We start from the raw sequence: 23,717 nt of genomic DNA, 5'->3' as shown, positions 1-23,717 counted from the left end.
AACGAAAAAACCGGCCTCGCGCCGGTTTTTTTATTTCTTCTTCTTCCGCTTCCAGATCTTATTTTCCTGGCCGCGCCACAGGCGCTGGATGTTGTCGTGGTGTCTTAACAGAATCAGGCACGAAAGCATCGAAACGGGGAAAGTGAATTGCGGTTTGAACCACCACACGTAAAACGGTGCAATCAGCGCGCTGACAATCGCGCCGAGTGATGAATAGCCGCTCAGTAGCACCGTCAGCAGCCAGGTGCCGGTCATCAATCCAGTCAAATCCCAACCAATCGGCGCAATCGCACCAAAGGCGGTCGCCACGCCTTTACCGCCGCGAAAACGAAAGAACACCGGATAGATGTGGCCCATGCAGGCGGCAATCGCCGTGAGGCCAAGATAGAGCGGGGCAACGTGCAGCAGATAAGCGATCCACACTGGCAGCATGCCTTTTGCCACATCGAAAATCAGCACCGCCGCAGCGGCGGCTTTGCCACCAATGCGCAAAACGTTGGTCGCGCCAGGATTGCCTGAGCCTTGCGAGCGCGGATCGGGTAAACCAGCCAGTTTACAGACCAGTATCGCACTGGAAATCGAGCCGCAAAGATACGCGAAAATAATCATACCAAGCGCGATAGCACTCATAGCGTCGTACCGTTCCTTTTGGGTCGTTTTGTTCTCGATAAGCGTGGATAATACGCATAATCCGCCGGAAGTGGTATCCGGCTTAGCCAAAAACAGAGACTGACATCATGGATATCGTATTTATCGAGCAGCTTACCGTGTTCACGACTATTGGCGTTTACGACTGGGAACAGGGCATGCAGCAGAAGCTGGTGCTCGATGTCGAAATGGCGTGGGACAACCGTCAGGCCGCGGCCAGCGACGATGTGAACGATTGCCTGAGCTACGCCGATGTCACCGAAGTGATCCTCAATCATCTGCAAGGTCAGCGTTTTGCACTGGTGGAAAGGGTGGCAGAAGAAATCGCCGATCTGTTGATGAGTCGTTTCAAAACCCCCGGAGTACGTATAAAGGTAGGCAAACCGGGCGCTGTAGCCCAGGCGGCCAGCGTTGGCGTGCGTATTGAGCGCGGGACTATTCCGAAATAAAACTTCCGTGATTGCCATCACAATGAAACCAAACCAAATTATGGTGTGTCTCACTTGAGGCCGTTGCGCTAACGAGCAGGAAGTTACCGAATTTCTTAAGGTTTCCTTCAGCGTGACGTAGGCATAATTTCAGGCGGTAGCCCTTTGCGACCGCCTTTTTACTGTTTAAAACGGATAGAGGAAATATTTTGATGGCAGACATTCACCAGCTTTGGGTAGCTGCAATCCTGGGGGTTGTAGAAGGCCTCACGGAATTCCTGCCGGTCTCTTCCACGGGCCACATGATAATTGTTGGTCATCTGTTGGGTTTTGAAGGCCAGACCGCTGAAACCTTCGAAGTTGTGATTCAACTCGGTTCCATCCTCGCTGTGGTCGTGATGTTCTGGCGCCGCCTGTTTGGTTTGATCGGCATTCACTTTGGTGAGGTCAAACATGAAGGTGTTGGTACAGGTCGACTGACGTTGATTCATATTCTGTTGGGCATGGTGCCGGCGGTGGTGATTGGTTTGCTGCTGCACGACCAAATCAAAACGCTGTTTAACCCGATCAACGTGATGTATGCGCTGGTGGTCGGCGGTGTGCTGCTACTGGTGGCGGAATACTTTAAGCCAAAGCAACCTAAAGCAGTTGGCGTTGACGATATCACTTACCTGCAAGCGTTTATGATTGGTTGCTTCCAGTGTCTGGCGCTGTGGCCGGGCTTCTCGCGCTCAGGTGCGACGATTTCTGGCGGTATGCTGATGGGCGTGAGCCGTTATGCGGCGTCGGAGTTCTCGTTCATTCTGGCGGTGCCGATGATGATTGGTGCAACCGGACTGGATCTCTACAAGAGCCTCGGCTTCCTGACAATGCAGGATTTCCCGATGTTTGCCGTCGGTTTTGTCACCGCCTTCGTCGTGGCGCTGCTGGCAATCAAAGTGTTCCTTGAGCTGATCAAGCGTATTTCGTTTGTCTCTTTCGCTATCTACCGCTTTATTGTGGCGGCCGTGGTTTACGCCATCTTTATGTAAGTCAGCCCGCGCGGCCGGTTACGCTGGCCGCGCGTTAATCAATTCCGCCTGCAGTACTGCAACACGTCGACGGGTTAACTCTTCCCGCACTTCCGCCCCTTTAAAACCTGCTGCCACCACATCTTTGGTGGGCACCGCTTGCGCCAGCGTAAACGCCAGACGCAAATAGTCGCCTTGCGGATAAGCCATGCTTTCCAGGCCCGCACGCCCGCGCGCATCCGCTTCGCTGGTCAGCGCCATTTTCTCCACGCGATCAGGCTTACGCCAGGCATCGATACGATCAAAAAGCGCGATTAATGCGTCCGCTGACTGGCGCTCAATGGTGTGCACCACGTCATGGAATTCGGTCACCACTAACGCCAAATCACGCACCTGATTCGGCACGCGCAGGCGCTGGCAAAGCGCTTCAACAATCGGCACGCCCGCGAGGCCATGACCATGATGGCTCGGCCATTTTTCCGGTGGCGTCAGCGCCTTACCGACATCGTGAAACAGCGTAGCGAAACGCACATCAAGTTGATCCGAGAGCGCGACGGACATCGCCAACGTCATCAGCGCATGGATGCCGGTATCAATTTCAGGATGCCATTTGATCGGTGCCGGAATGCCATACAGGTTATCGATTTCCGGAAACAGCACCTGCAGCGCGCCGCAGTCACGTAGCACCTGAAAATAGACCTGTGGATTGCGCGTCAGCAACGCTTTTTCCGTCTCTTTCCACACGCGTTCTGCAGTGAGATGCGCCAGTTCGCCGCTGACCGCCATTTCGCGCATCAGCGCCTGGGTTTCATCGGCAATACGGAAATTCAGATGGGCAAAGCGGGCGGCGAAACGCGCCACGCGCAGTACACGCAGCGGATCTTCGTTAAAGGCGGCGGAAACATGGCGCAGCTGGCGTTGCGCCAAATCGCGCTGACCGCCATAAGGATCAATCAGCTCGCCGCTATCACTTTGGGCGATAGCATTGATGGTGAGATCGCGGCGCTGCAGATCTTGCTCGAGCGTGACATCCGGCGCGAACTGCGTCACAAAACCGGTGTAACCGTTGCCGCTTTTGCGTTCCGTACGCGCCAGCGCGTACTCTTCACGGCTGCGCGGATGCAAAAAAACCGGAAAATCCCGGCCAACCTGCTGATAACCTTCCGCCAGCATCGAATCTGGCGTCGCGCCAACCACCACCCAATCTCTATCTTTTACCGGCAAACGCAGTAAGGCATCGCGCACTGCGCCACCGACCAGAAACGTCTTCACTCAACCACTCCAGAGGCAAATCAGAAATTGCGTGCTGAGCACGCTTGTTACTTTATTGTTGCATACTTTGGCTAAATATCGGGCACGCCAAAAAGGGCATCTTACGATCCCCTTAAATAAAAGAACAAATCTGCGTGGCGCGTTAGTTCATCCAGCGATCGTTTTTCTTGCGACGCGGCACCATGTGCGGCAGCAACAGACCCAACAGCAGACCAACGCCCAACACGCCGCCACCATACATAAACCACTGCATGATGATAGTGCGCTGCTTGTCATCCAGCTGCACGTTGGCGGCACTCACTTTCTTCTGCGCGACAATCAGCTCATTTTTCAGCTTCTGATTCTCGGCTTTCAGGCCATCAATGGTGCCGTCGCTATTGGCGACTTTGTTCTGCATCTCGGACGTGCGCTGATTCCAGCTGTTATCGATATTAGCCAGCTTGGCCGTCAGGTCTTTAACCTGCTGCTCCAGCTGCGGCACGCGGGTACGCAGGCTCGGATTGGCGCTCAGCTGTGACAGTGGAATCCAGTTGGTTTTGCCTTCTGCATCACGAATCTGACCATATTGAGAATCGCTATTGGTCTGCAGCAAGGTCACTTCCTCTCCGGCGTTCAGCTTACCGATCAGGCGATATTGATCGCCCGGACCGCTGCGCACCCAAGTGGATAATTCATCGGAGATGTAACGCTTTTCGTCAGCAGCATGAGCAGGCGTGATGGCGCTGAAAGCCAGCAAAGAAAGGGCAGCAAGTGTGATTTTTTTCATTCGATGTCGTTTTTTCTTAATGGCGTAAAATTACCGGCACAGTCTGGAGACGCTTCTCAAAAATCTGAATGAGAACTATCCTGGTCTCAATCCGGTGCGAAAAGGGCCGTAAAAGCACAAGAAAGCGGAGACAGCGGGCTTCCGGTGCATTACTCTTCGCCAGATTAAACTCGTAAGTGCCAGCAGCGTATTGAATAAAAAATTATGACCATCGAAATTGAATTAAAGTTCATTGCTACACCGCAAGCCGCCGAAAAACTGGCTGAAAAGCTTGCCGCGTGGCCACATCAGCACTTCGCCGCGCGCGAGCTGACCAATATCTATTATGAAACCGACGACAACCAATTGCGTCGTTGGGACATGGGCCTGCGCATTCGTGGCGTTGACCAACGCTATGAAATGACACTGAAAGCTGCCGGTAAAACCGTCGGCGGCTTGCATCAGCGTCCTGAATATAATGTCGATCTCACCGAGCCGCAGCTGGATATCGCGCGCCTGCCGGCTGAGATCTGGCCGCAGGACACCGATATCGCCGCACTGCAATCGCGCCTGCAGCCGCTGTTCAGCACCCATTTCCAGCGCGAAGCCTGGCTGGTGCAATTTGGCGACAGTGAAATTGAAGTGGCGTTTGACCGCGGCGAAGTCGCTGCCGGTGAATTTAGCGAACCGCTTTATGAAGTTGAGCTTGAGCTCAAAAGTGGGCAGCGCGATGACATGCTGAAATTCGCTGAAGCGTTAATTGCGATGGGCGGCTTGCGTCTCGGCAGCCTGAGCAAAGCCGCGCGCGGTTACCAGCTGGCGCAGGGTAATTTACCGCGTCCAATCCGTACCTTGCCGTTGCAGAAAATCGCCGCGAAAGCATCGGTTGAGCAGGGCATGATCAACGCGATGACGGCGGCACTGAATCATTGGCAATACCATGAAGAAGTGTGGCTGCGTGGTAATAAAGAGGCCAAAGCGGCGGTGATTGATGCGCTGGAAACGCTGCGTCAGGCGTTCTCACTGTTTGGCGCGTTGGTGCCTCGTAAGGCCAGCAGCGATCTGCGCCAGAAGTTAACCCGTCAGGAAGAGTTACTGGCCGATGAAGAGAATAATGCAGAAGCCACGTGTTTCTCGTTGACCTCCGTTGAAGCCCAGTTAGCGCTTACTCACTGGCTGGTTGAGTCGCAGTGGCAAAACTGGCTCGACGACAAGAGCAAAAGCAAGCTGCAGGGATCGTTCAAGCGCTTCAGCGATATTATGCTGAGCCGCATCTCAGCCGATCTTCGTGAAACCTTTGTCGACGTGCAACTGTTCAATGAGTTTCAGGATAAAGCGACGCGCCTGAATCGCCAGCTGCTGGCGGTGAACCTGCTGGCAGGTGCTTATCCGGCGGAAGAAGTGAATGTTTGGCTGGAAGGCTGGCTGGAGTTACAGCACGCCATTCGCGTCAAACAGAATCACGGCTTAATGCAACTGGTGAATCTGGCGATTAAACCAGCGCCGTTCTGGCTTAATAGCGGAATCAAACGCTAACGAAAAATCCAATCAGGGAGAGACGATGTTGTTACCGTTACCGGCGCTAATGCAGGCGCAGTTGGCTAATGTGGCAGAGCGACTTAATTTGCCACCTTCAGCGTTTACGCCAGAACAGGCGGGCGCGCTGACTTTTAGTGACTTTATCCTCGATAACCTGCAGCAGCATCCCGAATGGTGGCAGCATCTGCAACAGCAAGCGCCTGCGCCAGATGAGTGGCAGCACTATGCCAGCTGGCTGAAGGACGCGCTGCAAGCCGTTGATAACGAAACCTCCCTGATGCGCGAACTGCGTTTGTTCCGTCGTCACATGCTGGTGCGCATCGCCTGGATGCAGGCGCTGCAACACGCCACTACCGAACAAAGTTTGCAGCAGCTCAGTACGCTGGCGGAAATTCTCATCGCTGCCGCGCGCGACTGGGTTTGGCAGGATTGCAGCCGCGACTTCGGTACGCCATGTAATGAAGCCGGCGAAGCCCAGCCGATGCTGATTCTTGGCATGGGTAAACTCGGCGGCTGCGAACTCAACTTCTCATCTGATATCGATCTGATTTTTGCCTGGCCGGAAAACGGCGTTACGCAAGGTGGACGGCGCGAGCTCGACAATGCGCAATTCTTCACGCGCATGGGGCAGCGCCTGATCAAAGTGCTCGATCAGCCAACGGTGGATGGATTTGTCTATCGCGTGGATATGCGTCTGCGCCCGTTCGGTGATAGCGGTCCGCTGGTGCTGAGCTTTGCGGCACTGGAGGATTATTATCAGGAGCAGGGCCGCGACTGGGAACGCTATGCGATGGTCAAAGCCCGCCTGATGGGCGACGATCACGGTCACTGGAGCCAGGAATTGCAGCAAATGCTGCGTCCTTTCGTTTATCGACGCTATATCGATTTCAGCGTGATTCAATCGCTGCGTAACATGAAGGGCATGATCGCGCGCGAAGTGCGTCGACGTGGCTTGAAAGACAACATTAAGCTCGGCGCTGGCGGCATTCGTGAAACAGAATTCATTGTGCAGGTCTTCCAGCTGATTCGCGGTGGACGTGAGCGCTCACTACAACTGCGTTCCTTACTCCCTACGCTTGAAGCCATTGGCGAGCTGGCTTTGTTAAGTCAAAAACAGATCGAGCATCTGCGTGAAGCCTATCTGTTCCTGCGTCGGCTGGAAAACCTGCTGCAAAGTATTAATGATGAGCAGACGCAAACGCTGCCAGAGAACGAACTCGACCGCCAGCGCTTAGCCTGGGCGATGGGCGCGGCAGACTGGAGCGTTCTGATGGCGCAGCTGGAGCTGCAAATGGCCGGTGTGCGCGCCATCTTTGACGAGCTGATTGGCGACGATGCGCCGGATGTCGACGATCAGCCGCAGTTGGCCGAATTTGCTGGTTTGTGGCAGGACGCACTTGAAGAGAGCGATCTCATCCCGGTTGTGCCGCAGCTGGACGATGCGCAGCGTCACGCGCTTTACAACGCGTTGAACAACTTCCGCCAGGATGTGAGCCGCCGCACCATTGGTCCGCGCGGTCGTCTGGCGCTTGATCAGTTGATGCCGCGTCTGCTCAGTGAAGTCTGTCAGCGCGCAGATGCCGATGTGCTGCTGAACCGTCTGACACCGCTGTTGCTGGGCGTGCTGACGCGCAGCACTTATCTGGAATTACTTACCGAATATCATGGCGCGCTGCGTCATCTGATTCGCCTGTGCGCCGCATCACCGATGGTTGCCAGCCAGCTGGCGCGCTATCCGCTGCTGCTGGATGAGCTACTCGATCCCGCAACGCTGTATCAACCTACCGCGACCGACGCTTATCGTGACGAACTACGCCAATATTTGCTGCGTATTCCTACCGATGACGAAGAGCAGCAGCTGGAAGCATTACGTCAGTTTAAACAGGCGCAGCATCTGCGCATCGCCGCTGCCGATATTGCTGAAACGCTACCCGTGATGAAAGTGAGCGATCACTTAACCTGGCTGGCAGAAGCGATTATCGAATCGGTGGTACAGCAAGCCTGGCAGATGATGGTGCAGCGTTATGGTCGCCCATCGCATCTCACCAGCGACAACGAACGCGGTTTTGCGGTTGTTGGTTACGGCAAGCTCGGTGGTTGGGAGCTGGGTTATAGCTCTGATCTTGATTTGGTGTTCCTGCATGATTGTCCGGATGATGCGGAAACCGATGGCGAGCGCGTCATTGATGGCCGTCAGTTCTATTTACGCCTCGCGCAGCGTGTGATGCATCTGTTTAGCACGCGCACGTCGTCCGGCATTTTGTATGAAGTGGATGCGCGGCTGCGTCCTTCTGGCGCGGCGGGCATGCTGGTCAGTACTTTTGCTGCCTTTAACGAATACCAGCGCAGCGAGGCGTGGACCTGGGAGCATCAGGCGCTGGTGCGCGCGCGTATTGTGTTTGGCGAACCTGCGCTATGTGAACGCTTTGATGAGATTCGGCGTGGCATTCTTTGCCTACCGCGTGAAGTCGAGACGTTGCAAAAAGAAGTGCGTGAAATGCGTGAAAAAATGCGTGCGCATCTCAGCAATAAACACAAAGGTCGCTGGGAAATTAAGACCGATGAGGGCGGTATCACCGATATTGAATTCATCGCGCAATATCTTGTCTTAGGCTACGCGGCCCATCAGCCAGCGTTGACGCGTTGGTCGGATAACGTCCGCATTTTCGAGTTAATGGCGTGTCACGGCATTATGCCGGATGAAGAGGCGCAGGCTTTAACGCATGCTTACGTCACGTTACGTGATGCGCTGCACCATCTGGCGCTGCAGGAATTGCCGGGCCATGTGGCAACTGAAGCCTTTGTCGCTGAGCGCGCGGTGGTCAACAACAGTTGGCAGCGTTGGTTAAGCGGCACCGAATCTGATAGCGCGGAACAGTGAGCCTGATGGCTTATGTGGTAATATCCCGCGCATTATTTTGACCGTGTTGGAGTCTCTGAATGAAAGTAACACTGCCCACTTTTGGCAAGGCCACTGTGCTGGTCGTCGGCGATGTCATGTTAGATCGCTATTGGTATGGCCCAACCAGCCGTATTTCCCCGGAAGCGCCAGTGCCGGTGGTGAAAGTGGATACTATTGAAGAGCGTCCAGGCGGCGCGGCAAACGTCGCTATGAACATTGCTGCGCTCGGTGCAGCATCACGGCTGATTGGCTTGACGGGCGCTGATGATGCCGCGCGCGTGCTGAGTGAAACCCTGCAGAAGGTTAATGTCGACTGTGATTTTGTGGCAGTGCAAAGCCATCCAACCATCACTAAGTTGCGCGTGCTGTCGCGCAATCAGCAGCTAATTCGCCTCGATTTCGAAGAGGGTTTTGAGCAGATTGATCCGCAGCCGATTCACGATCGTATGCGCCAATCGCTGACGCAAGCGGGTGCGCTGGTGCTGTCTGATTACGCTAAAGGCGCGCTGAACAGCGTACAGACCATGATTCAACTGGCGCGTGAAGCTAATGTGCCGGTGCTGATTGATCCCAAAGGTACTGATTTTGAACGTTATCGCGGTGCGACACTGCTAACGCCGAATCTGTCTGAATTCGAAGCGGTGGTGGGTAAATGCAAAACCGTGGACGAGATTGTCAGCCGTGGCATGCAGTTAATCGCTGATTATGAGCTCTCCGCGCTGCTGGTCACCCGTTCAGAGAACGGTATGACGCTGCTGCAACCGGGCAAAGAACCGCTACATCTACCTACACAGGCGCAGGAAGTGTATGACGTAACCGGCGCAGGCGATACGGTAATTGGCGTGCTGGCTGCGGTGCTGGCGGCGGGTGACAGCCTGGAAGAAGCCTGTTTCCTTGCCAATGCTGCTGCCGGCGTCGTCGTTGGCAAGCTGGGTACTTCTACTGTCAGCACGGTTGAGCTGGAAAATGCCATTCACGCCCGTCCTGAAACGGGATTTGGTGTGATGACCGAAGCGGAGCTGAAAGCCGCTGTTGCGCTGGCGCGTCAGCGCGGTGAGAAAGTGGTGATGACCAATGGCGTGTTTGACATCCTGCACGCTGGTCATGTTTCTTATCTGGCGAACGCGCGCAAGCTGGGCGATCGCCTGATTGTGGCCGTTAACAGTGATGCCTCGACTAAGCGTCTGAAAGGCGAAACACGTCCGGTCAATCCGCAAGAAAATCGCATGATTGTCTTGGGTGCGCTGGAAGCGGTGGATTGGGTTGTACTGTTTGAAGAGGATACGCCACAGCGTCTGATTGCTGGCGTACTGCCGGATCTGCTAGTAAAAGGCGGCGACTACAAACCAGAAGATATCGCGGGAAGTAAAGAAGTGTGGGCGAACGGCGGTGACGTGCGCGTGCTTAACTTCGAAGATGGCATCTCAACCAGCAATATCATCAAAACGATTCGCAGTCATTAAGTGTAAATCGGCGGGAGTCATGCTCCCGCCGATGAGCTTACTGCGGAGTATCGATTTTCCCAGCAGGATCTGGCGTGATGATCGCCGGCGCGAGTGCTGCTGGACTTTCACTTTCCAACTTCGCCAAACGCTGCTCCAGCGCCGCTAATTTCTCACGCGTACGCAGCAGAACCTGCGTCTGCACATCAAACTCTTCACGGTTAACCAGGTCCATGCGCGTCAACTGCGCCTGCAATACCTGACGGATTTTCTTTTCGACATCATCGCCAAAATCGCGAATCCCTTTCGGCATAGCTTCATGTACCTGGCGAGCCAGTTGTTCAATTTTTTTCGTGTCGATCATGATTTTTTCCTGGTTACGGTGGCCGATAGCTGCGCGTGTTTGGACTCAATAGCTATTAAGTGTAATGCCTGAAACGAAAAGGTTAAACCTGAAATCCGCAACGCAGGAAATGCAAAAGCATTTGCACTTTTGTCGATTGCCCGTCCAGATGATTGGCGTTATAGTTTGTTCGCTTATTCTCAGGGCGGGGCGAAATTCCCCACCGGCGGTAAATCAGCTATAGCTGAAAGCCCGCGAGCGCTTTCACAGCAATGTGAAAGGTCAGCAGATCCGGTGTAATTCCGGAGCCGACGGTTAGAGTCCGGATGGGAGAGGGTAACGACATCAGCCGGGCTTTGCCCGCGTCACGTTTTTGCCATGTGTTTTGTACGCACTCCTAAGCACGCCCTGGTTCTGGTAACTCATATTTTATAAGGTTTTTTTACCATGAATCAGACGCTTCTTTCTGAATTTGGCACGCCTGAACAGCGTGTAGAGCGCGCCATTGATGCGCTGCGCAACGGCCGCGGTGTAATGGTGCTCGACGATGAAAATCGTGAAAACGAAGGTGACATGATCTTCCCGGCAGAAACCATGACCGTTGAACAGATGGCATTAACCATCCGTCACGGCAGCGGTATTGTGTGCCTCTGCATCACCGAAGAACGCCGTCAGCAGCTTGAGCTACCAATGATGGTGGAAACCAATACCAGCGCTTATGGCACCGGTTTTACAGTGACGATTGAAGCCGCAAGCGGTGTTACCACCGGCGTTTCTGCTACCGATCGAATTACTACCATTCGCGCTGCAATCGCTGATGGCGCCAAGCCGTCAGACCTTAACCGTCCGGGCCATGTCTTCCCGCTGCGCGCGCGTGAAGGCGGCGTTCTGTCTCGTGGTGGACATACCGAAGCGACTATCGATCTGGTGACGCTGGCAGGATTTAAACCTGCGGGCGTACTGTGCGAATTGACCAATGATGATGGCAGCATGGCGCATGCGCCTGAAGCGATCGTGTTTGCTAAGCAACACGATATGCCGGTTGTCACCATTGAAGATCTGGTGGCGTATCGCCGTCAACGTGAGACGCGTCACGCCAGCTAACTGAATTGATACACGAGAAAGAGGCCGGATAGTGATCTATTCGGCCTCTTTTTTTGTTTTAGCGATTGGCATAAAACACATGATTACCAATCACCACGGTACGTTCAAAGGCATGGCGCCAGGCGGGTTTAACGTGGTGCGCATGAAAAAAGGTTGCACCTTTGGTCACGTCCTGTAATTCACCTTCAACAATCTTTTTGGCCAACTCTCTGGCGCGCTGCCAGCTTTTATCTTCCTTAGGTGGATAACGATAAGGATTCTTTTTGAGAGACGTCCAGGAGAACTGCTTAGGTGCGTACACCACAGGACAGATCTCTTTGACATCCCAATTGGCCCGGTTCATGGTCACCGTGCCCACAGCTATTTGTCCTTTAATCGGTTCGCCACGTGCTTCATGGTAGATATTCATCGCCAGGCACAATATTGCTCCCTGAATTAACATACATTCCAATGCTCATATTTCCAAAAACGAGTGGAGTGTAAGAAGCCGATTCATTGGATGTAACAAGACTGGTCTCGCTCGGTCTTATATGCGCAATATATTACTGATATTTAAAAGTATTGTTTGCAATATTGAGACCTATCTTGTCTCGCATGTCCCACTAATTATCATTCAAATTCCCTGACAGAGATCATCATACTTATCAGCGTTAATCCCCCCGCGAAAGCGCGTATCGTGACGGTTAACAAAGCGACACTTCGTCAGAGGATTAACCATGAACACTTCACGCATGCCTGCGCTGTTCCTTGGCCACGGCAGCCCCATGAACGTACTGGAAGAAAATCGATATACCCAAACATGGCAGCATTTGGGCGCAACATTGCCGCGTCCACGGGCGATTCTCGCGGTTTCGGCGCACTGGTATACACGCGGCACGGCAGTGACGGCAATGAGTAATCCGCGCACCATCCATGATTTCGGCGGCTTCCCGCAGGCGCTGTTTGATGTGCGTTATCCCGCGCCGGGATCGCCAGAGCTGGCCCAGCAAGTGATTGATTTACTTGCACCGGTCGCCGTTCATGCCGATCAGGAGTGGGGTTTTGATCATGGTTCCTGGGGCGTGCTGGCAAAAATGTATCCCGAAGCCGACATTCCGGTTGTGCAATTGAGTATCGACGCTACTAAACCAGCCGAATGGCACTACGCATTGGGGCAAAAGCTGGCGTTATTGCGAGATGAAGGTGTGATGATCGTGGCTAGCGGTAACGTAGTGCACAATCTGCGTATGTTGCGCTGGCAGGGTGCGGAAACCGCGTATCCGTGGGCGGAAAACTTTGATCAGTACGTGCGTGAGAATCTGGATTTCCAGGGCGAAGCAGCAGATCACCCATTGGTGAACTTTATGCAGCATCCGGATGCACAGCTTGCAAACCCTACGCCGGAACACTATTTACCGCTGCTCTATATTCTTGGTGCGCGTGCTGCTGATGAAGCGATCTCTATTCCCGTAGAAGGTATGGAGATGGGCGCGATCAGCATGATGTCGGTGCAGATTGGTTAATTCGCGTGGCCGCCCGAAGATTGCGGGCGGCACAGCGTTTACTCAATAAAGGTATGAGGATAGAAGCGCGACAGATCCTGAGTGATCAATGCACGATCTTCACGTATGCCGATACCGGCAGGTTGATCGTCAATCAGCCAGCTACCGATCAACGTGTAGCTGTCACCAAATTTCGGCAACTGATAGAACTGCTGGATAATCATGCCTTCCTCGCCATACGGGCCGTCCGCACGCGCGATCTCCTGACCGTTCTCAATGATGCGAATATTGGCACCTTCACGTGAAAACAGCGGTTTCACCACGTATTTATCCATCTGCGGCGCGTTCTTATCATCGGCAAAATAGGCGGGCAGCAAATTGGGATGATTGGGGAACATTTCCCATAGCAGCGGTAACAGCGCTTTATTGGAGATGATGCTTTTCCATGCCGGCTCCAGCCAGCGCACGCCCGCGTCTGCCAGCTTGGTGGAGAACACTTCGCGCAGCATGAATTCCCACGGATAGAGCTTGAACAGATTGCTGATGACCTGATCGTTTACATCGGTAAACTGGCCTCTTTCACCCAATCCAATCTCATCTATATAGAGAAACTCGCTCGGCAATCCGGCTTCGGTGGCGCAGTCCTGCAGATATTGCACCGTGGCGCGGTCTTCTTCGGTATCACGACAGCAGGAGAAGTGGATCCAGTTGAAACCGAAATGCTGATGCAGCGTGGCGAAGCGCTCGATCAGCTTCTCTTGCAGGCTGTTGAACTGGTCGCTGCCCTGCGGCAGGTTGCCCGCTCTGATCTGATCTTCCAGCCAAATCCACTGAAAGAAGGCGGCTTCATATAGCGAGGTAGGCGTATCAGCATTGTTTTCCAGCAGCTTAGCGTCACCTTTGCCGTCCCATGCCAGATCGAGGCGAGAATAGAGCGACGGCTGGCGCAACGTCCAGGAATCACGCACAAAATCCCAAGTGTGCTTAGGAATGCAGAAACGGGTGAGCAGATCGTCACTGTTCACCACTTTCTCCACCGCTTGCAAACACATCTGGTGCAGCTCGGCGGTGGTATCTTCCAGCTGTTCAACCTGCGCTAACGTGAATTGGTAGTAAGCCTCTTCACACCAGTAAGGTTCGCCATACATGGTGTGAAACTGGAAACCATACTCGGCTGCTTTTTCACGCCAGTCTGGACGTTCAGGGATTGCAATACGTTGCATGCTGCGGTTTAGCCTCCCAGCGAGCGGCTGCCGGTGCCAGAGGCACTGCTGCGCTGCATGGTGTTCTGTTTTGCCACGCTATCACCAAAGCCGCCACGCGTGATGGTGGAAGTGGTGGCGGGTTTCGGTGCCATTGCTGTTTTCGGCACGTTGATGGTACGGCCTGATGTCGCATTGCCGTAGTTTTTACCCGACGCGTCGACAAATTTTCCGTTTGCCGGGCTGTTCGGATTTTTTGGTGAGAACAGTGGCTGCTGGGCAAAGCCTGCGCCGCCGCTCATCATACGTCCCATCATGTAACCAGCCATCAAGGGCATCCAGAAGCTCCCGCTTTGCTGTGCTTCAGCATTATTAGCGGTCGTGCCCACGCCCGCTTGTGCAGGCGTTTGCTGGCACTGATTCTCACCAAACTCAGCCACACAATCTTCGCGTGTGGCGTATTTTGGCGCGGTACGTTCAGCTTCTTTCTGTGCGTTGTTATATGCAGTGGTACATTGCGCGCTCTGGCCCGGATTGGCTTTGGCGCAATCATCTGCGTTTTGATAGAGCGACACCGTCTCATCACTCTGCTCGCAGCCTGCCAGCATAAACACTGCGCTAACGGCAAAGGCGACTGGCGTTAAGTGGCGTGCCTGCCAGCTTTTACGAAAAGCGGCATGGCGAATATTTTTCGTCCGTTTCATTATTTTCATCCTGTGCCCAAAGGTGCGGTAAAGGATAGGGGATGAGCGGTGGAAAATGAAGCGCGGAGCCAGATGGGGAAAGCATCTTTACGTAGCTATACGATTGAATGCGAAAGGGGCCGCATGCGGCCCCTTGGGGAATTAATTACCGAATGGATTTCCGCTGCTGCGTGCGGCAGCTGGACGGGCTTGTGCGGCGGCTGAAGGCGAAGACGCTTTCGGACCGTTATCCACACGCGCGGCCTGCTGGTTATTTTCCGGCGCCACCACTTCTGGTGTCGTGGTGATCTCTTTGCCCAGCGTGCTGTTCAGCTGCTGCAGATCCTGCTCATTCAGCGTACCCAGCGCATATTTGATATTCAGCTGGTTGATCAGATAGCTATAACGCGCATCAGACAGCTGCTGTTTAGCGTTGAACAGCGTGGTGGTCGCATCCAGCACATCAACGATGGTACGCGTACCAACCTGATAACCGGCTTCCATCGCATCCAGTGAACTTTGTGCAGAGACCACAGCCTGCTTGTAAGCATCGATGCTGCTAATAGAGGCATTCACGTTATTGAATGAAGAACGCACCGTCTGAACTGCGCTACGATGCGCGCCTTCCAGCTGTTCGCTGGCCGCGACATAGTTGTACTGCGCCTGTTTAACCTGAGAAGTGACAGAACCGCCGCTGTACAGTGGCATGGTGAAGCTCAGGCCAACCTGGTTAGAACCGGTGATCGAGTCGGTGCTGCCGGCGCTCTGATTAGCGCGGCTGCCGCCATATTTGCTGTTCGACATACCCGTTGACGCGGTCAAATCCAGCGTTGGCATGTGGCCGGTTTCCGCTGAACGAATCTGCTCACGTGCCAGATCCTGGCTCAGACGCGCAGACAGCAAGGTCAGGTTGCGGCTTTCTGCTTCTTTCAGCAGGCTGGCAACGGCATCTGGACGCGCGGTTTTAAAACGATCGATATTCAGAGAAGCCAGCGACAGATAATCCATCCCGGTAATCTGACGCAGCGATTCCACCGCATTATCGAGATTGTTACGTGCGGTCACTTCGTTGGCCAGCACGGTGTCATACTGTGCTCGGGCGTTCTGCACGTCAGTGATCGCGACCAAACCTACATTGAAGCGCTGAGTGGTTTGATCCAATTCGCGGTAGATCGACTGTTTCTGTGCTTCGGTGTAAGAAAGCGTATCGATCGCCTTCAACACGTTGAAATAGGCAGTTGCACTGTTCAGAATCAGATCTTGCTGAGCAACCTGATAGGTGACGTCCTGAATACCGGCTTGTTTTTCCTGCAGCGACAGCGCACGCCATTTCGACATATCGAAAATAGTTTGAGTTAATTGCAGAGAGGCGCTGGTCGTGTTGGAATGAAGTCCGCTGCTGTCACGGTAGCCGTTGTTATAAGTGTAATCAGCGCCCAAGCCTAACTGCGGCAATAAAGGACTACGCGCTTCATTGATTTTCTCAAATGCTGCGTCGCGGTTAGCGGCAGAGGAGCGCAGATCGGGGTTGCTAAGGCGCGCCTGCTGATAGACCTGCAACAGGTTTTCTGCCTGGCTGGCAAGGCTGAATCCGCCCAGGCTCAGTCCAATAAAAAGTGGGAGCAGTTTTTTCATTTGCATTCCTTTTGTTGCAGCAAAATGCACGGGTAGTGCTGCAGGTAAGCCAAAAAAATAATCGCCGATTCTACAGAGGCGGCGTCAGAGATAAGTTGGCTGAACGTGCCTTCTTCCCCTAATTTACGTAAATAATTCAAAAAGAACCACTCGGACGGAGCGGTAGACTTGGCTTTTCTTTGCTCCATCCCAATCTGCATAAGGAATCAGACGATGGCGAGTGCAAAAAAATCCCCTGTGACTTTCACAAAAAACGATGTAGAAATTATTGCACGCGAAACGCGTTACGATGGTTTTTTTTCCATCATCAGCTACCGTTTCCGTCACCGTCGTTTTAATGGCGAAATGAGTAGTGAAGTGGTGCGCGAAGTTTTTGAGCGCGGACACGCCGCCGTGCTGCTACCCTATGATCCCTTACGCGATGAAGTGGTGCTGATCGAGCAGATCCGCATTCCCGCTTTTGATTCCAGCCCAACGCCCTGGCTGCTGGAAATGGTGGCTGGCATCATCGAACCAGGCGAAACACCAGAAGATGTCGCACGTCGTGAGGCGGTAGAAGAAGCTGGCCTCAAGGTTGGCCGCGTCAAACCGATAGTGAATTACTTAGCCAGCCCCGGCGGAACATCTGAACGTTTGTCGGTGCTGGTGGGCGAAGTGGATGCCAGCCTGGCAGAGGGAAATCACGGGCTGGAGGAAGAGAATGAGGATATTCTTGTCCATGTGGTGAGCCGCGAACAGGCTTATCGCTGGGTGGAAGAGGGGATTATTGATAACGCGGCATCTGTCATCGCCTTGCAATGGCTGGCGTTGCACCATGAAAAACTACGAGAAGAGTGGAAGCTAAAATGAAACAGCGCTATACCCCTGACTTTCCCGAAATGATGCGCCTGTGCGAAACCAATTTCGCACAACTGCGTCGCCTGCTGCCGCGTAATGACGAGGCAGGTGCATCGGTGATTTATCAGGTGAATGGCGCCAGCTATCAGCTCACCATCGAGGAATCGACCCGTTACACCACTTTGGTTGAAGTGCGTCAGGTGGCACCCGCGGTGAGTTACTGGAGCCTGCCTTCGATGTCTGTGCGGCTCTACCATGATGCGATGGTCGCTGAAGTGTGTTCCACTAAACAGATCTACCGATTTAAAGCGCGCTATGATTATCCTAATAAAAAACTGCATCAGCGCGATGAAAAACATCAGATTAACCAGTTCCTTGCGGATTGGTTACGTTACTGCTTAGCGCATGGCGCTGTGGCAGTACCGGTTTGCTGATAGCGTAAAAAAACGCAACGATGGCGTGGAGATTAAGGAAACGCTTTGGATAGCCTGCTAACTCTTCCTGCACGAGATGGGTCTGATATCAGGATTTTACAAATCACGGATACCCATCTTTTTGCCGGAAAACATCAATCGCTGCTTGGGGTGAATACCTGGTCGAGTTTTGATGCGGTGCTGGATGCCATTGAGGCACAACAGCAGCATTATGATCTGATTATCGCCACCGGCGATCTCGCTCAGGATCACACCGTCGAAGCCTACCAACATTTTGTAGCGGGCATTAATCGTCTGCCGAAGCCGTGCGTCTGGCTGCCGGGAAATCACGATTTTCAGCCGGCGATGGTGGATACGCTGGCCGACGCGGGTATTAAGTCAGACAAGCATGTTCTGCTAGGCGATCACTGGCAGCTGGTGCTGTTAGATAGTCAGGTATTTGGTGTCCCGCACGGCATGTTGAGCGAATACCAGCTTGAGTGGCTGCACACCGCGCTCAGCAAGTATCCGGAACGTCACACCTTAGTGCTGCTGCATCATCATCCTCTGGCTTCCGGTTGTACCTGGTTAGATCAGCACAGCTTGCGTAATCCACATCAGCTGGAAGCAGTACTGCAACACTTCCCGCGTGCGCGCAATCTGGTGTGCGGCCATATTCATCAGGAACTCGATCTCGACTGGCATGGGCGCCGCGTGATGGCTTCACCATCGACCTGCGTCCAGTTCAAACCGCATTGCACCAACTTCACCATAGATACGCTGGCACCAGGCTGGCGCTGGTTCACCTTGCAGCCCGACGGCGTGCTGCAAACCGAAGTGAACCGCCTGCAAAGCGACATGTTCCGCCCCGATCTTGATTCCGAGGGCTACTAAGCAATGGCGGCGCTGATCTATCTGCATGGCTTCAACAGTTCCCCGCAATCGGCGAAAGCTACCCAGCTACAGCAATGGCTCAACGAGCAGCATCCACATATCAATGTGATGGTGCCGCAACTGCCGACATTTCCGGCCGAAGCCGCCAGCATGCTGGAAGAGCTGGTGATGCAATACGCCGGTGAACCGCTGGGATTGGTGGGATCGTCGCTGGGCGGCTATTTTGCTACCTGGCTGTCGCAGTGTTTTATGTTGCCAGCGGTGGTGGTCAATCCCGCCGTACGGCCGTTTGAGCTGCTGGTGGATTACCTCGGCGAAAACCTTAATCCCTACACCGGCCAGCAATATGTGTTAGAGTCTCGCCACATTTACGATCTGAAAGTAATGCAGATTGACCCTCTTGAAGCGCCTGATTTACTTTGGCTGCTGCAACAAACCGGCGATGAAATACTCGATTATCGCCAGGCGCTGGAGTATTACAGCGCATGCCGCCAGACGGTTGAAGAGGGCGGCAATCATGCCTATATCGGATTCGAACGCCATTTCGCACAGATAGTTAATTTTCTGGGATTAAACGCCCAGTAGCTTTGCGAGGTGGGGCCATTTTCCTATTGCTAATCAGACATTTACGATGAGCCAATCAAGCTATAATGCCGATGCCATTGAGGTCCTGACCGGCCTTGAACCGGTGCGTCGTCGTCCGGGGATGTACACCGATACCACGCGCCCAAACCATCTGGGCCAGGAAGTGATCGATAACAGCGTCGATGAGGCGCTGGCTGGTCACGCCAAACGTGTGGAAGTGATTCTTCATGCCGATCAGTCATTGGAAGTTATTGATGACGGTCGTGGCATGCCGGTGGATAACCATCCGGAAGAAGGCGTGCCTGCGGTTGAGCTGATTCTTTGTCGCCTGCATGCGGGCGGCAAATTCTCCAATAAAAATTATCAGTTCTCAGGCGGCTTGCACGGCGTTGGCATCTCGGTGGTTAACGCATTATCGAAGCGCGTGGAAGTTACTGTGCGTCGTAACGGCGAAATCTACCAGATTGCCTTCGAAAATGGCGACAAAGTGCAGGATCTTACGGTTACCGGCACCGTCGGTAAACGCAACACCGGCACCAGCGTGCATTTCTGGCCAGATGAAAGCTTCTTTGATAGCCCGCGTTTCTCCGTTTCCCGTTTATCACATCTGTTAAAAGCTAAAGCCGTGCTCTGTCCGGGCGTTGAAATTGTCTTTAAAGACAAGGTCAACGATACCGAACAAACCTGGATGTATCAGGATGGCCTGACCGATTACCTGTGTGAAGCGGTTGACGGCTTGCCGACGCTGCCGGAAAAACCTTTTGTGGGCAGTTTTGCCGGCGATGTGGAAGCGGTGGATTGGGCGCTGCTGTGGCTGCCGGAAGGCGGTGAGCTGCTAACGGAAAGCTACGTCAACCTGATCCCAACCATGCAAGGCGGCACGCACGTCAACGGCTTGCGTCAGGGATTGCTGGATGCCATGCGTGAGTTCTGCGAATACCGCAATATTTTGCCGCGCGGCGTGAAGCTCTCGGCGGAAGATATCTGGGATCGCTGTGCGTACGTGCTGTCGGTAAAGATGCAGGATCCGCAGTTTGCCGGTCAGACTAAAGAGCGCCTCTCTTCACGTCAGTGTGCGGCGTTCGTCTCAGCGGTGGTGAAAGATGCTTTCAGCCTGTGGCTGAACCAGAACGTGCAGGCGGCTGAAATGCTGGCCGAGCTGGCGATCTCCAGCGCACAGCGCCGTATGCGTGCCGCCAAGAAAGTGGTGCGTAAAAAACTCACCAGCGGACCGGCGCTGCCGGGCAAACTGGCTGACTGCACCGCGCAGGATTTGAATCGAACCGAACTGTTCCTCGTCGAAGGGGATTCTGCGGGCGGATCCGCCAAGCAGGCGCGCGATCGTGATTATCAAGCGATCATGCCGCTGAAAGGCAAGATCCTCAACACCTGGGAAGTCTCTTCAGACGAAGTGCTGGCCTCGCAGGAAGTGCATGATATTTCCGTGGCGATCGGTATCGATCCCGACAGCGAAGATCTGAGCCAGCTGCGTTACGGCAAGATCTGTATCCTCGCGGATGCGGATTCCGATGGTTTGCACATTGCCACGCTGCTGTGTGCGCTGTTTGTGAAGCATTTCCGTTCGCTGGTGCAGCACGGCCATGTATATGTGGCCATGCCGCCGCTGTATCGCATCGATCTCGGCAAAGAAGTCTATTACGCCTTAGATGAAGATGAGAAAGAGGGCGTGCTGGACCAGCTCAAGCGTAAGAAAGGTAAGCCGAACGTGCAGCGCTTTAAGGGCTTGGGTGAAATGAACCCGCTGCAGCTGCGCGAAACCACGCTCGATCCCAATACCCGTCGTCTGGTTCAGCTGACGATCAGCGATGAAGATGTCGACCAAACGCTGCGTGTAATGGACATGCTGCTGGCCAAGAAACGTTCGGAAGATCGCCGAAACTGGCTGCAAGAGAAAGGCGATTTAGCCGACCTCGAAGTGTAGAAAAAGGGACGCCTCGGCGTCCCTTTTTTATTGCTGCTGCAGCGACTGCTTAATCCGCGCAACTACCGCGCTCCACTCTTCATCCTGCCCGCGCGCAAACAATCTCATTTGCGGATACCACGGCGAATCGTCGCGATTGGCTAACCAGCGCCAGTCGCGCGCCCAGGCAGGCAACATTACCCAGCAAGGTTTCCCCATCGCTCCCGCCAGATGAATCACTGAGGTATCGACGCCTATCACTAAATCTAATTGGGCGATAACGGCGGCAGTGTCCCGATAACTGCTAAACAGCGCACCAAGTGGCTGCACGTGCGGGAAATCAGTAATGTCCTCTTCACCTGCACCTTTTTGCAAACTAATCCAGTTGTTATCAGGCAGGTCAAACAAAGGCGCGAGTTGTGATAGATGTGCAAGCGATCGCTGACTATCATTCTTATGTCCGGTGGATCCTTTCCAAACGATACCAATTTTTTTCCCGCTCCCCAGAATCGGCCACTTTGCCTGCTGTTCTTTGGGGCTGAACAGATAGGGATGATGCGCGCTAAAGGGTTGTGTTGAGTTGAGGAAATGCTGCGGTAAATCCAGTAATGAGCACCAATAATCTGCCTGTGGCAACGCGTGCTGTGCTTCTTCACGCGTAAGATAATGATCGAGATGCGGCATCGAGAACATTAATGGTTTCAATGGCTTGCTTCCCAGCATGATCACGCTTTCTGCCTGCTTTTCAGTTTTCAGACGTGGGAGAAAGCGACTGAATTGTATCTCGTCGCCCATTCCTTGCTCAGTCCGCACCAACAGCGTTTTACCGCACAGATCTTCTCCTTTCCAGTAGCGCATTGGCAGTTTAGGCAAAGTAAAGAAGCGATCAGGATTGTCCGGCGCATAACGCGCCTGATAGTTTGACCAGCCCGCAGAAAAGTTGCCTTGCTGTAGTTGCACCATGCCGAGCGCATTGCGACAGCGTAGATCGCTGCGACGAACATGTAACACTTGTTGCATTTGGCTTTCAGCTTCTTGCAACTGGCCCATGTGTGCCAGCAATGTACTCATGCCATAGCGGGCTTCGGTATAATCGGCCTGGCTCAGCAAAGCTAATCGATACTGTTCTAAAGCAAGGTGGTAGTGACGCTGTTTATGCAGCAGAATGGCATAATTATTGTGACAGGCGGCGTAGCCCTCATGTGATTTCAGTGCAGCCTGATAACAGGCTTCGGCCTCGCTCCAGCGTCCGGCGTCATAATGGGTAAGGCCGAGACCGTTGAGTAATCCCGCATCTTGTGGCGCAAGCTTCAGCGCCCGCTGATAATAGCGCTGCGCCAAATCAAGATCGCCACTGCGCCGTGCAAGCCTCGCGGCTTCATGCAGAAACCAGCCATCGTAAGGGACAAGTGTCAGATGCGCGCGGATTTTACGCCAGGCTTCTTCCTGTCGGCCTTGCTGCAGTAACTGGGTTACCGCTTGCTTCTGGCGTAAACCGCTATCGGTCCGAGGTTTATGGCGCATTGTGATATCCTGCCGCTGATAAAGTGGCGTAATTTAAGTCGAAAGTGTCAGAAACCGCGCTAAGACAGGTCTTGTTCTCTGAGGATGGAAATTTGAAAATCACACTGGAAGAGTTGCGTGCCTGGGTTGCGGTGGTGGATACGGGATCAATCACGTCAGCTGCAGAGCAACTCGATCAAACCAGCTCTGGTGTGAGCCGTGCACTTAGCCGCCTGGAAAGCAAGCTGCAAACCACCTTAATGCATCGCACAACGCGTCGGCTGGCATTGACCGAAGAGGGGATGATTTTTCTCGATCACGCACGGCAGATTCTCGCTTCAGTCGAACAGGCCGAAGAACAAATCGCACAGCGCCGGGATATTCCTTCCGGACGCCTACGCGTCAATGCCAATACGCCATTTACCCTGCACGTTATTGTGCCGCTAGTGGCAGAGTTTCGTCAGCAGTATCCGCATATTCAACTGGAACTGAACACTGACGATATCGTTATCGACCTGCTGGAGCAGCAAACAGACATCGCCATTCGCATCGGCGAGTTACGTGATTCGACACTACGCGCGCGTGTTCTTGGAAGCAGCGCCATACGCTTATTGGCCAGCCCGGCTTATCTCGATAAATTCGGCACCCCAGAAAGCGTGGAAGCGCTGGCGAATCACCAACTGCTGGGGTTCAGTCAGCTCGATGCGCATAACGTCTGGCCGGTATGGCAGCGTGAGGGGGAGTTCCTGCGTATTAAACCCACGCTATCTGCCTCCAGCGGTGAAACGCTGCGTCAACTGGCGTTGGCCGGGCAAGGTATCGTGCGTTTATCCGATTTTGTCAGTCGGGATGATCGTGTTAACGGGCGTTTAATCCCGGTTTTAGAAACCGAGACCCGTGAACAACGTCTACCTGTCCACGCGGTCTATTATCGCAATCAATCCCTTACCTCACGCATTACCTGTTTTTTGGATTTTTTACGCAAAAAAATTCAGGAAAATCATCTGTTATAGTCCTATTTTAATTCAATTACTTCCCATCTCTTATCACATTATCAGCCATAAAAACTCACAATTTCAGTTGGTTAATTAACTAACTTACCTTTTGGTAATGTTGGGAAGTTTTTTATG

The 23,717-nt window shown here is 53.6% G+C and carries 22 protein-coding genes and 1 riboswitch; of the genes, 13 read left to right on the top strand and 9 right to left on the bottom strand.

Translation table 11 applies throughout. The features are described 5' to 3' along the window. Nucleotides 1-30 precede the first annotated feature (30 nt). Nucleotides 31-630, bottom strand: coding sequence for a glycerol-3-phosphate 1-O-acyltransferase PlsY (gene plsY, locus AC6I8A_RS16835; RefSeq protein ID WP_256697476.1), 600 nt, complete (start codon nt 628-630; stop codon nt 31-33). A gap of 107 nt (nt 631-737) precedes the next feature. On the opposite strand from plsY, the gene folB reads away from it, so the two are divergent. Then, nucleotides 738-1,097 carry a bifunctional dihydroneopterin aldolase/7,8-dihydroneopterin epimerase gene (folB, locus tag AC6I8A_RS16830; RefSeq protein WP_497818810.1) on the top strand — a complete coding sequence of 120 codons (360 nt, stop codon included), beginning with the start codon at nt 738-740 and terminating at the stop codon, nt 1,095-1,097. 191 nt (nt 1,098-1,288) lie between these two features. Then, entirely contained in the window at nt 1,289-2,107 is an 819-nt protein-coding gene (bacA, locus tag AC6I8A_RS16825; RefSeq protein ID WP_008103429.1) for an undecaprenyl-diphosphate phosphatase, read from the top strand. A gap of 18 nt (nt 2,108-2,125) precedes the next feature. On the opposite strand, the gene AC6I8A_RS16820 is transcribed toward bacA, so the two are convergent. Continuing rightward, nucleotides 2,126-3,358 (bottom strand): multifunctional CCA addition/repair protein, encoded by a 1,233-nt coding sequence (locus tag AC6I8A_RS16820; protein WP_479486216.1) that lies wholly within the window; start codon nt 3,356-3,358, stop codon nt 2,126-2,128. Between the two features lie 142 nt (nt 3,359-3,500). Further along, entirely contained in the window at nt 3,501-4,124 is a 624-nt protein-coding gene (locus tag AC6I8A_RS16815; RefSeq protein ID WP_097095975.1) for a TIGR04211 family SH3 domain-containing protein, read from the bottom strand. 204 nt (nt 4,125-4,328) lie between these two features. Between AC6I8A_RS16815 and AC6I8A_RS16810 the strand changes: the two genes are divergently transcribed. Genes AC6I8A_RS16810 through hldE form a run of 3 tightly spaced genes read left to right on the top strand, consistent with a single transcriptional unit; the run spans nt 4,329 to nt 10,007 of the window. Beyond that, the gene (locus AC6I8A_RS16810) at nt 4,329-5,639 is read left to right on the top strand and encodes a CYTH domain-containing protein (protein WP_497818809.1); all 1,311 of its coding nucleotides are present in this window, start codon (nt 4,329-4,331) and stop codon (nt 5,637-5,639) included. 25 nt (nt 5,640-5,664) lie between these two features. Then, nucleotides 5,665-8,523, top strand: coding sequence for a bifunctional [glutamate--ammonia ligase]-adenylyl-L-tyrosine phosphorylase/[glutamate--ammonia-ligase] adenylyltransferase (gene glnE / locus AC6I8A_RS16805; RefSeq protein ID WP_497818808.1), 2,859 nt, complete (start codon nt 5,665-5,667; stop codon nt 8,521-8,523). Between the two features lie 59 nt (nt 8,524-8,582). Then, a complete protein-coding gene (gene hldE, locus AC6I8A_RS16800) occupies nt 8,583-10,007 on the top strand; it encodes a bifunctional D-glycero-beta-D-manno-heptose-7-phosphate kinase/D-glycero-beta-D-manno-heptose 1-phosphate adenylyltransferase HldE (RefSeq protein ID WP_256697472.1) in 1,425 nt (474 codons plus the stop codon). Nucleotides 10,008-10,044: 37 nt separating this feature from the next. Here hldE and ubiK read toward each other — a convergent pair whose 3' ends face one another. After that, nucleotides 10,045-10,350 (bottom strand): ubiquinone biosynthesis accessory factor UbiK, encoded by a 306-nt coding sequence (gene ubiK, locus AC6I8A_RS16795; protein ID WP_497818807.1) that lies wholly within the window; start codon nt 10,348-10,350, stop codon nt 10,045-10,047. Nucleotides 10,351-10,521: 171 nt separating this feature from the next. Further along, a riboswitch (FMN riboswitch) is annotated at nt 10,522-10,671 on the top strand. Nucleotides 10,672-10,776: 105 nt separating this feature from the next. Here ubiK and ribB point away from each other — a divergent pair. Then, the gene (gene ribB / locus AC6I8A_RS16790) at nt 10,777-11,433 is read left to right on the top strand and encodes a 3,4-dihydroxy-2-butanone-4-phosphate synthase (protein WP_265298881.1); all 657 of its coding nucleotides are present in this window, start codon (nt 10,777-10,779) and stop codon (nt 11,431-11,433) included. Between the two features lie 58 nt (nt 11,434-11,491). On the opposite strand, the gene AC6I8A_RS16785 is transcribed toward ribB, so the two are convergent. Next, entirely contained in the window at nt 11,492-11,875 is a 384-nt protein-coding gene (locus tag AC6I8A_RS16785; protein WP_008103414.1) for a cell wall hydrolase, read from the bottom strand. A 274-nt stretch (nt 11,876-12,149) separates the two neighbouring features. On the opposite strand from AC6I8A_RS16785, the gene ygiD reads away from it, so the two are divergent. Then, nucleotides 12,150-12,935, top strand: coding sequence for a 4,5-DOPA-extradiol-dioxygenase (gene ygiD, locus AC6I8A_RS16780; RefSeq protein WP_497818806.1), 786 nt, complete (start codon nt 12,150-12,152; stop codon nt 12,933-12,935). Between the two features lie 38 nt (nt 12,936-12,973). Here ygiD and AC6I8A_RS16775 read toward each other — a convergent pair whose 3' ends face one another. The 3 genes from AC6I8A_RS16775 to tolC all read right to left on the bottom strand — a co-directional run bounded on the left by AC6I8A_RS16775 (nt 12,974) and on the right by tolC (nt 16,434). After that, on the bottom strand, nt 12,974-14,137 hold the full coding sequence (locus AC6I8A_RS16775) for a glutathionylspermidine synthase family protein (protein WP_436332365.1): 1,164 nt from the start codon (nt 14,135-14,137) through the stop codon (nt 12,974-12,976). Between the two features lie 8 nt (nt 14,138-14,145). Next, complete coding sequence (locus tag AC6I8A_RS16770; protein WP_008103408.1) at nt 14,146-14,820, bottom strand: DUF1190 family protein; 675 nt, start codon at nt 14,818-14,820, stop codon at nt 14,146-14,148. Nucleotides 14,821-14,961: 141 nt separating this feature from the next. Then, on the bottom strand, nt 14,962-16,434 hold the full coding sequence (gene tolC, locus AC6I8A_RS16765; protein WP_061720468.1) for an outer membrane channel protein TolC: 1,473 nt from the start codon (nt 16,432-16,434) through the stop codon (nt 14,962-14,964). Nucleotides 16,435-16,647: 213 nt separating this feature from the next. On the opposite strand from tolC, the gene nudF reads away from it, so the two are divergent. From nudF to parE, 5 genes are read left to right on the top strand one after another with little or no spacing between them, the layout of a single operon-like run. Next, nucleotides 16,648-17,283: an ADP-ribose diphosphatase gene (nudF, locus tag AC6I8A_RS16760; protein ID WP_497818805.1), complete on the top strand. Its 636-nt coding sequence runs from the start codon at nt 16,648-16,650 to the stop codon at nt 17,281-17,283. Beyond that, nucleotides 17,280-17,705 (top strand): DUF1249 family protein, encoded by a 426-nt coding sequence (locus tag AC6I8A_RS16755; RefSeq protein WP_008103400.1) that lies wholly within the window; start codon nt 17,280-17,282, stop codon nt 17,703-17,705. The genes nudF and AC6I8A_RS16755 overlap by 4 nt, the downstream gene beginning before the upstream one ends. Before the next feature lie 45 nt (nt 17,706-17,750). Beyond that, nucleotides 17,751-18,578, top strand: a complete 828-nt coding sequence (cpdA, locus tag AC6I8A_RS16750; RefSeq protein WP_293798306.1) for a 3',5'-cyclic-AMP phosphodiesterase — start codon at nt 17,751-17,753, stop codon at nt 18,576-18,578. 3 nt (nt 18,579-18,581) lie between these two features. Continuing rightward, nucleotides 18,582-19,163 (top strand): esterase YqiA, encoded by a 582-nt coding sequence (gene yqiA / locus AC6I8A_RS16745; RefSeq protein WP_293798308.1) that lies wholly within the window; start codon nt 18,582-18,584, stop codon nt 19,161-19,163. A gap of 46 nt (nt 19,164-19,209) precedes the next feature. After that, a complete protein-coding gene (parE, locus tag AC6I8A_RS16740; protein WP_497818804.1) occupies nt 19,210-21,105 on the top strand; it encodes a DNA topoisomerase IV subunit B in 1,896 nt (631 codons plus the stop codon). Between the two features lie 27 nt (nt 21,106-21,132). Here parE and AC6I8A_RS16735 read toward each other — a convergent pair whose 3' ends face one another. Beyond that, complete coding sequence (locus AC6I8A_RS16735) at nt 21,133-22,608, bottom strand: glycosyltransferase family 9 protein (protein ID WP_497818803.1); 1,476 nt, start codon at nt 22,606-22,608, stop codon at nt 21,133-21,135. Nucleotides 22,609-22,700: 92 nt separating this feature from the next. Here AC6I8A_RS16735 and AC6I8A_RS16730 point away from each other — a divergent pair, with 92 nt between their 5' ends. After that, nucleotides 22,701-23,600 (top strand): LysR substrate-binding domain-containing protein, encoded by a 900-nt coding sequence (locus AC6I8A_RS16730; RefSeq protein ID WP_256697461.1) that lies wholly within the window; start codon nt 22,701-22,703, stop codon nt 23,598-23,600. Nucleotides 23,601-23,717 lie beyond the last annotated feature (117 nt).

This window comes from Pantoea sp. X-Soil-ISGK-275, from assembly GCF_059730795.1.
Note: the sequence above shows the minus strand (reverse complement) of the source record. Positions and strands in the feature narration are given on the sequence as shown.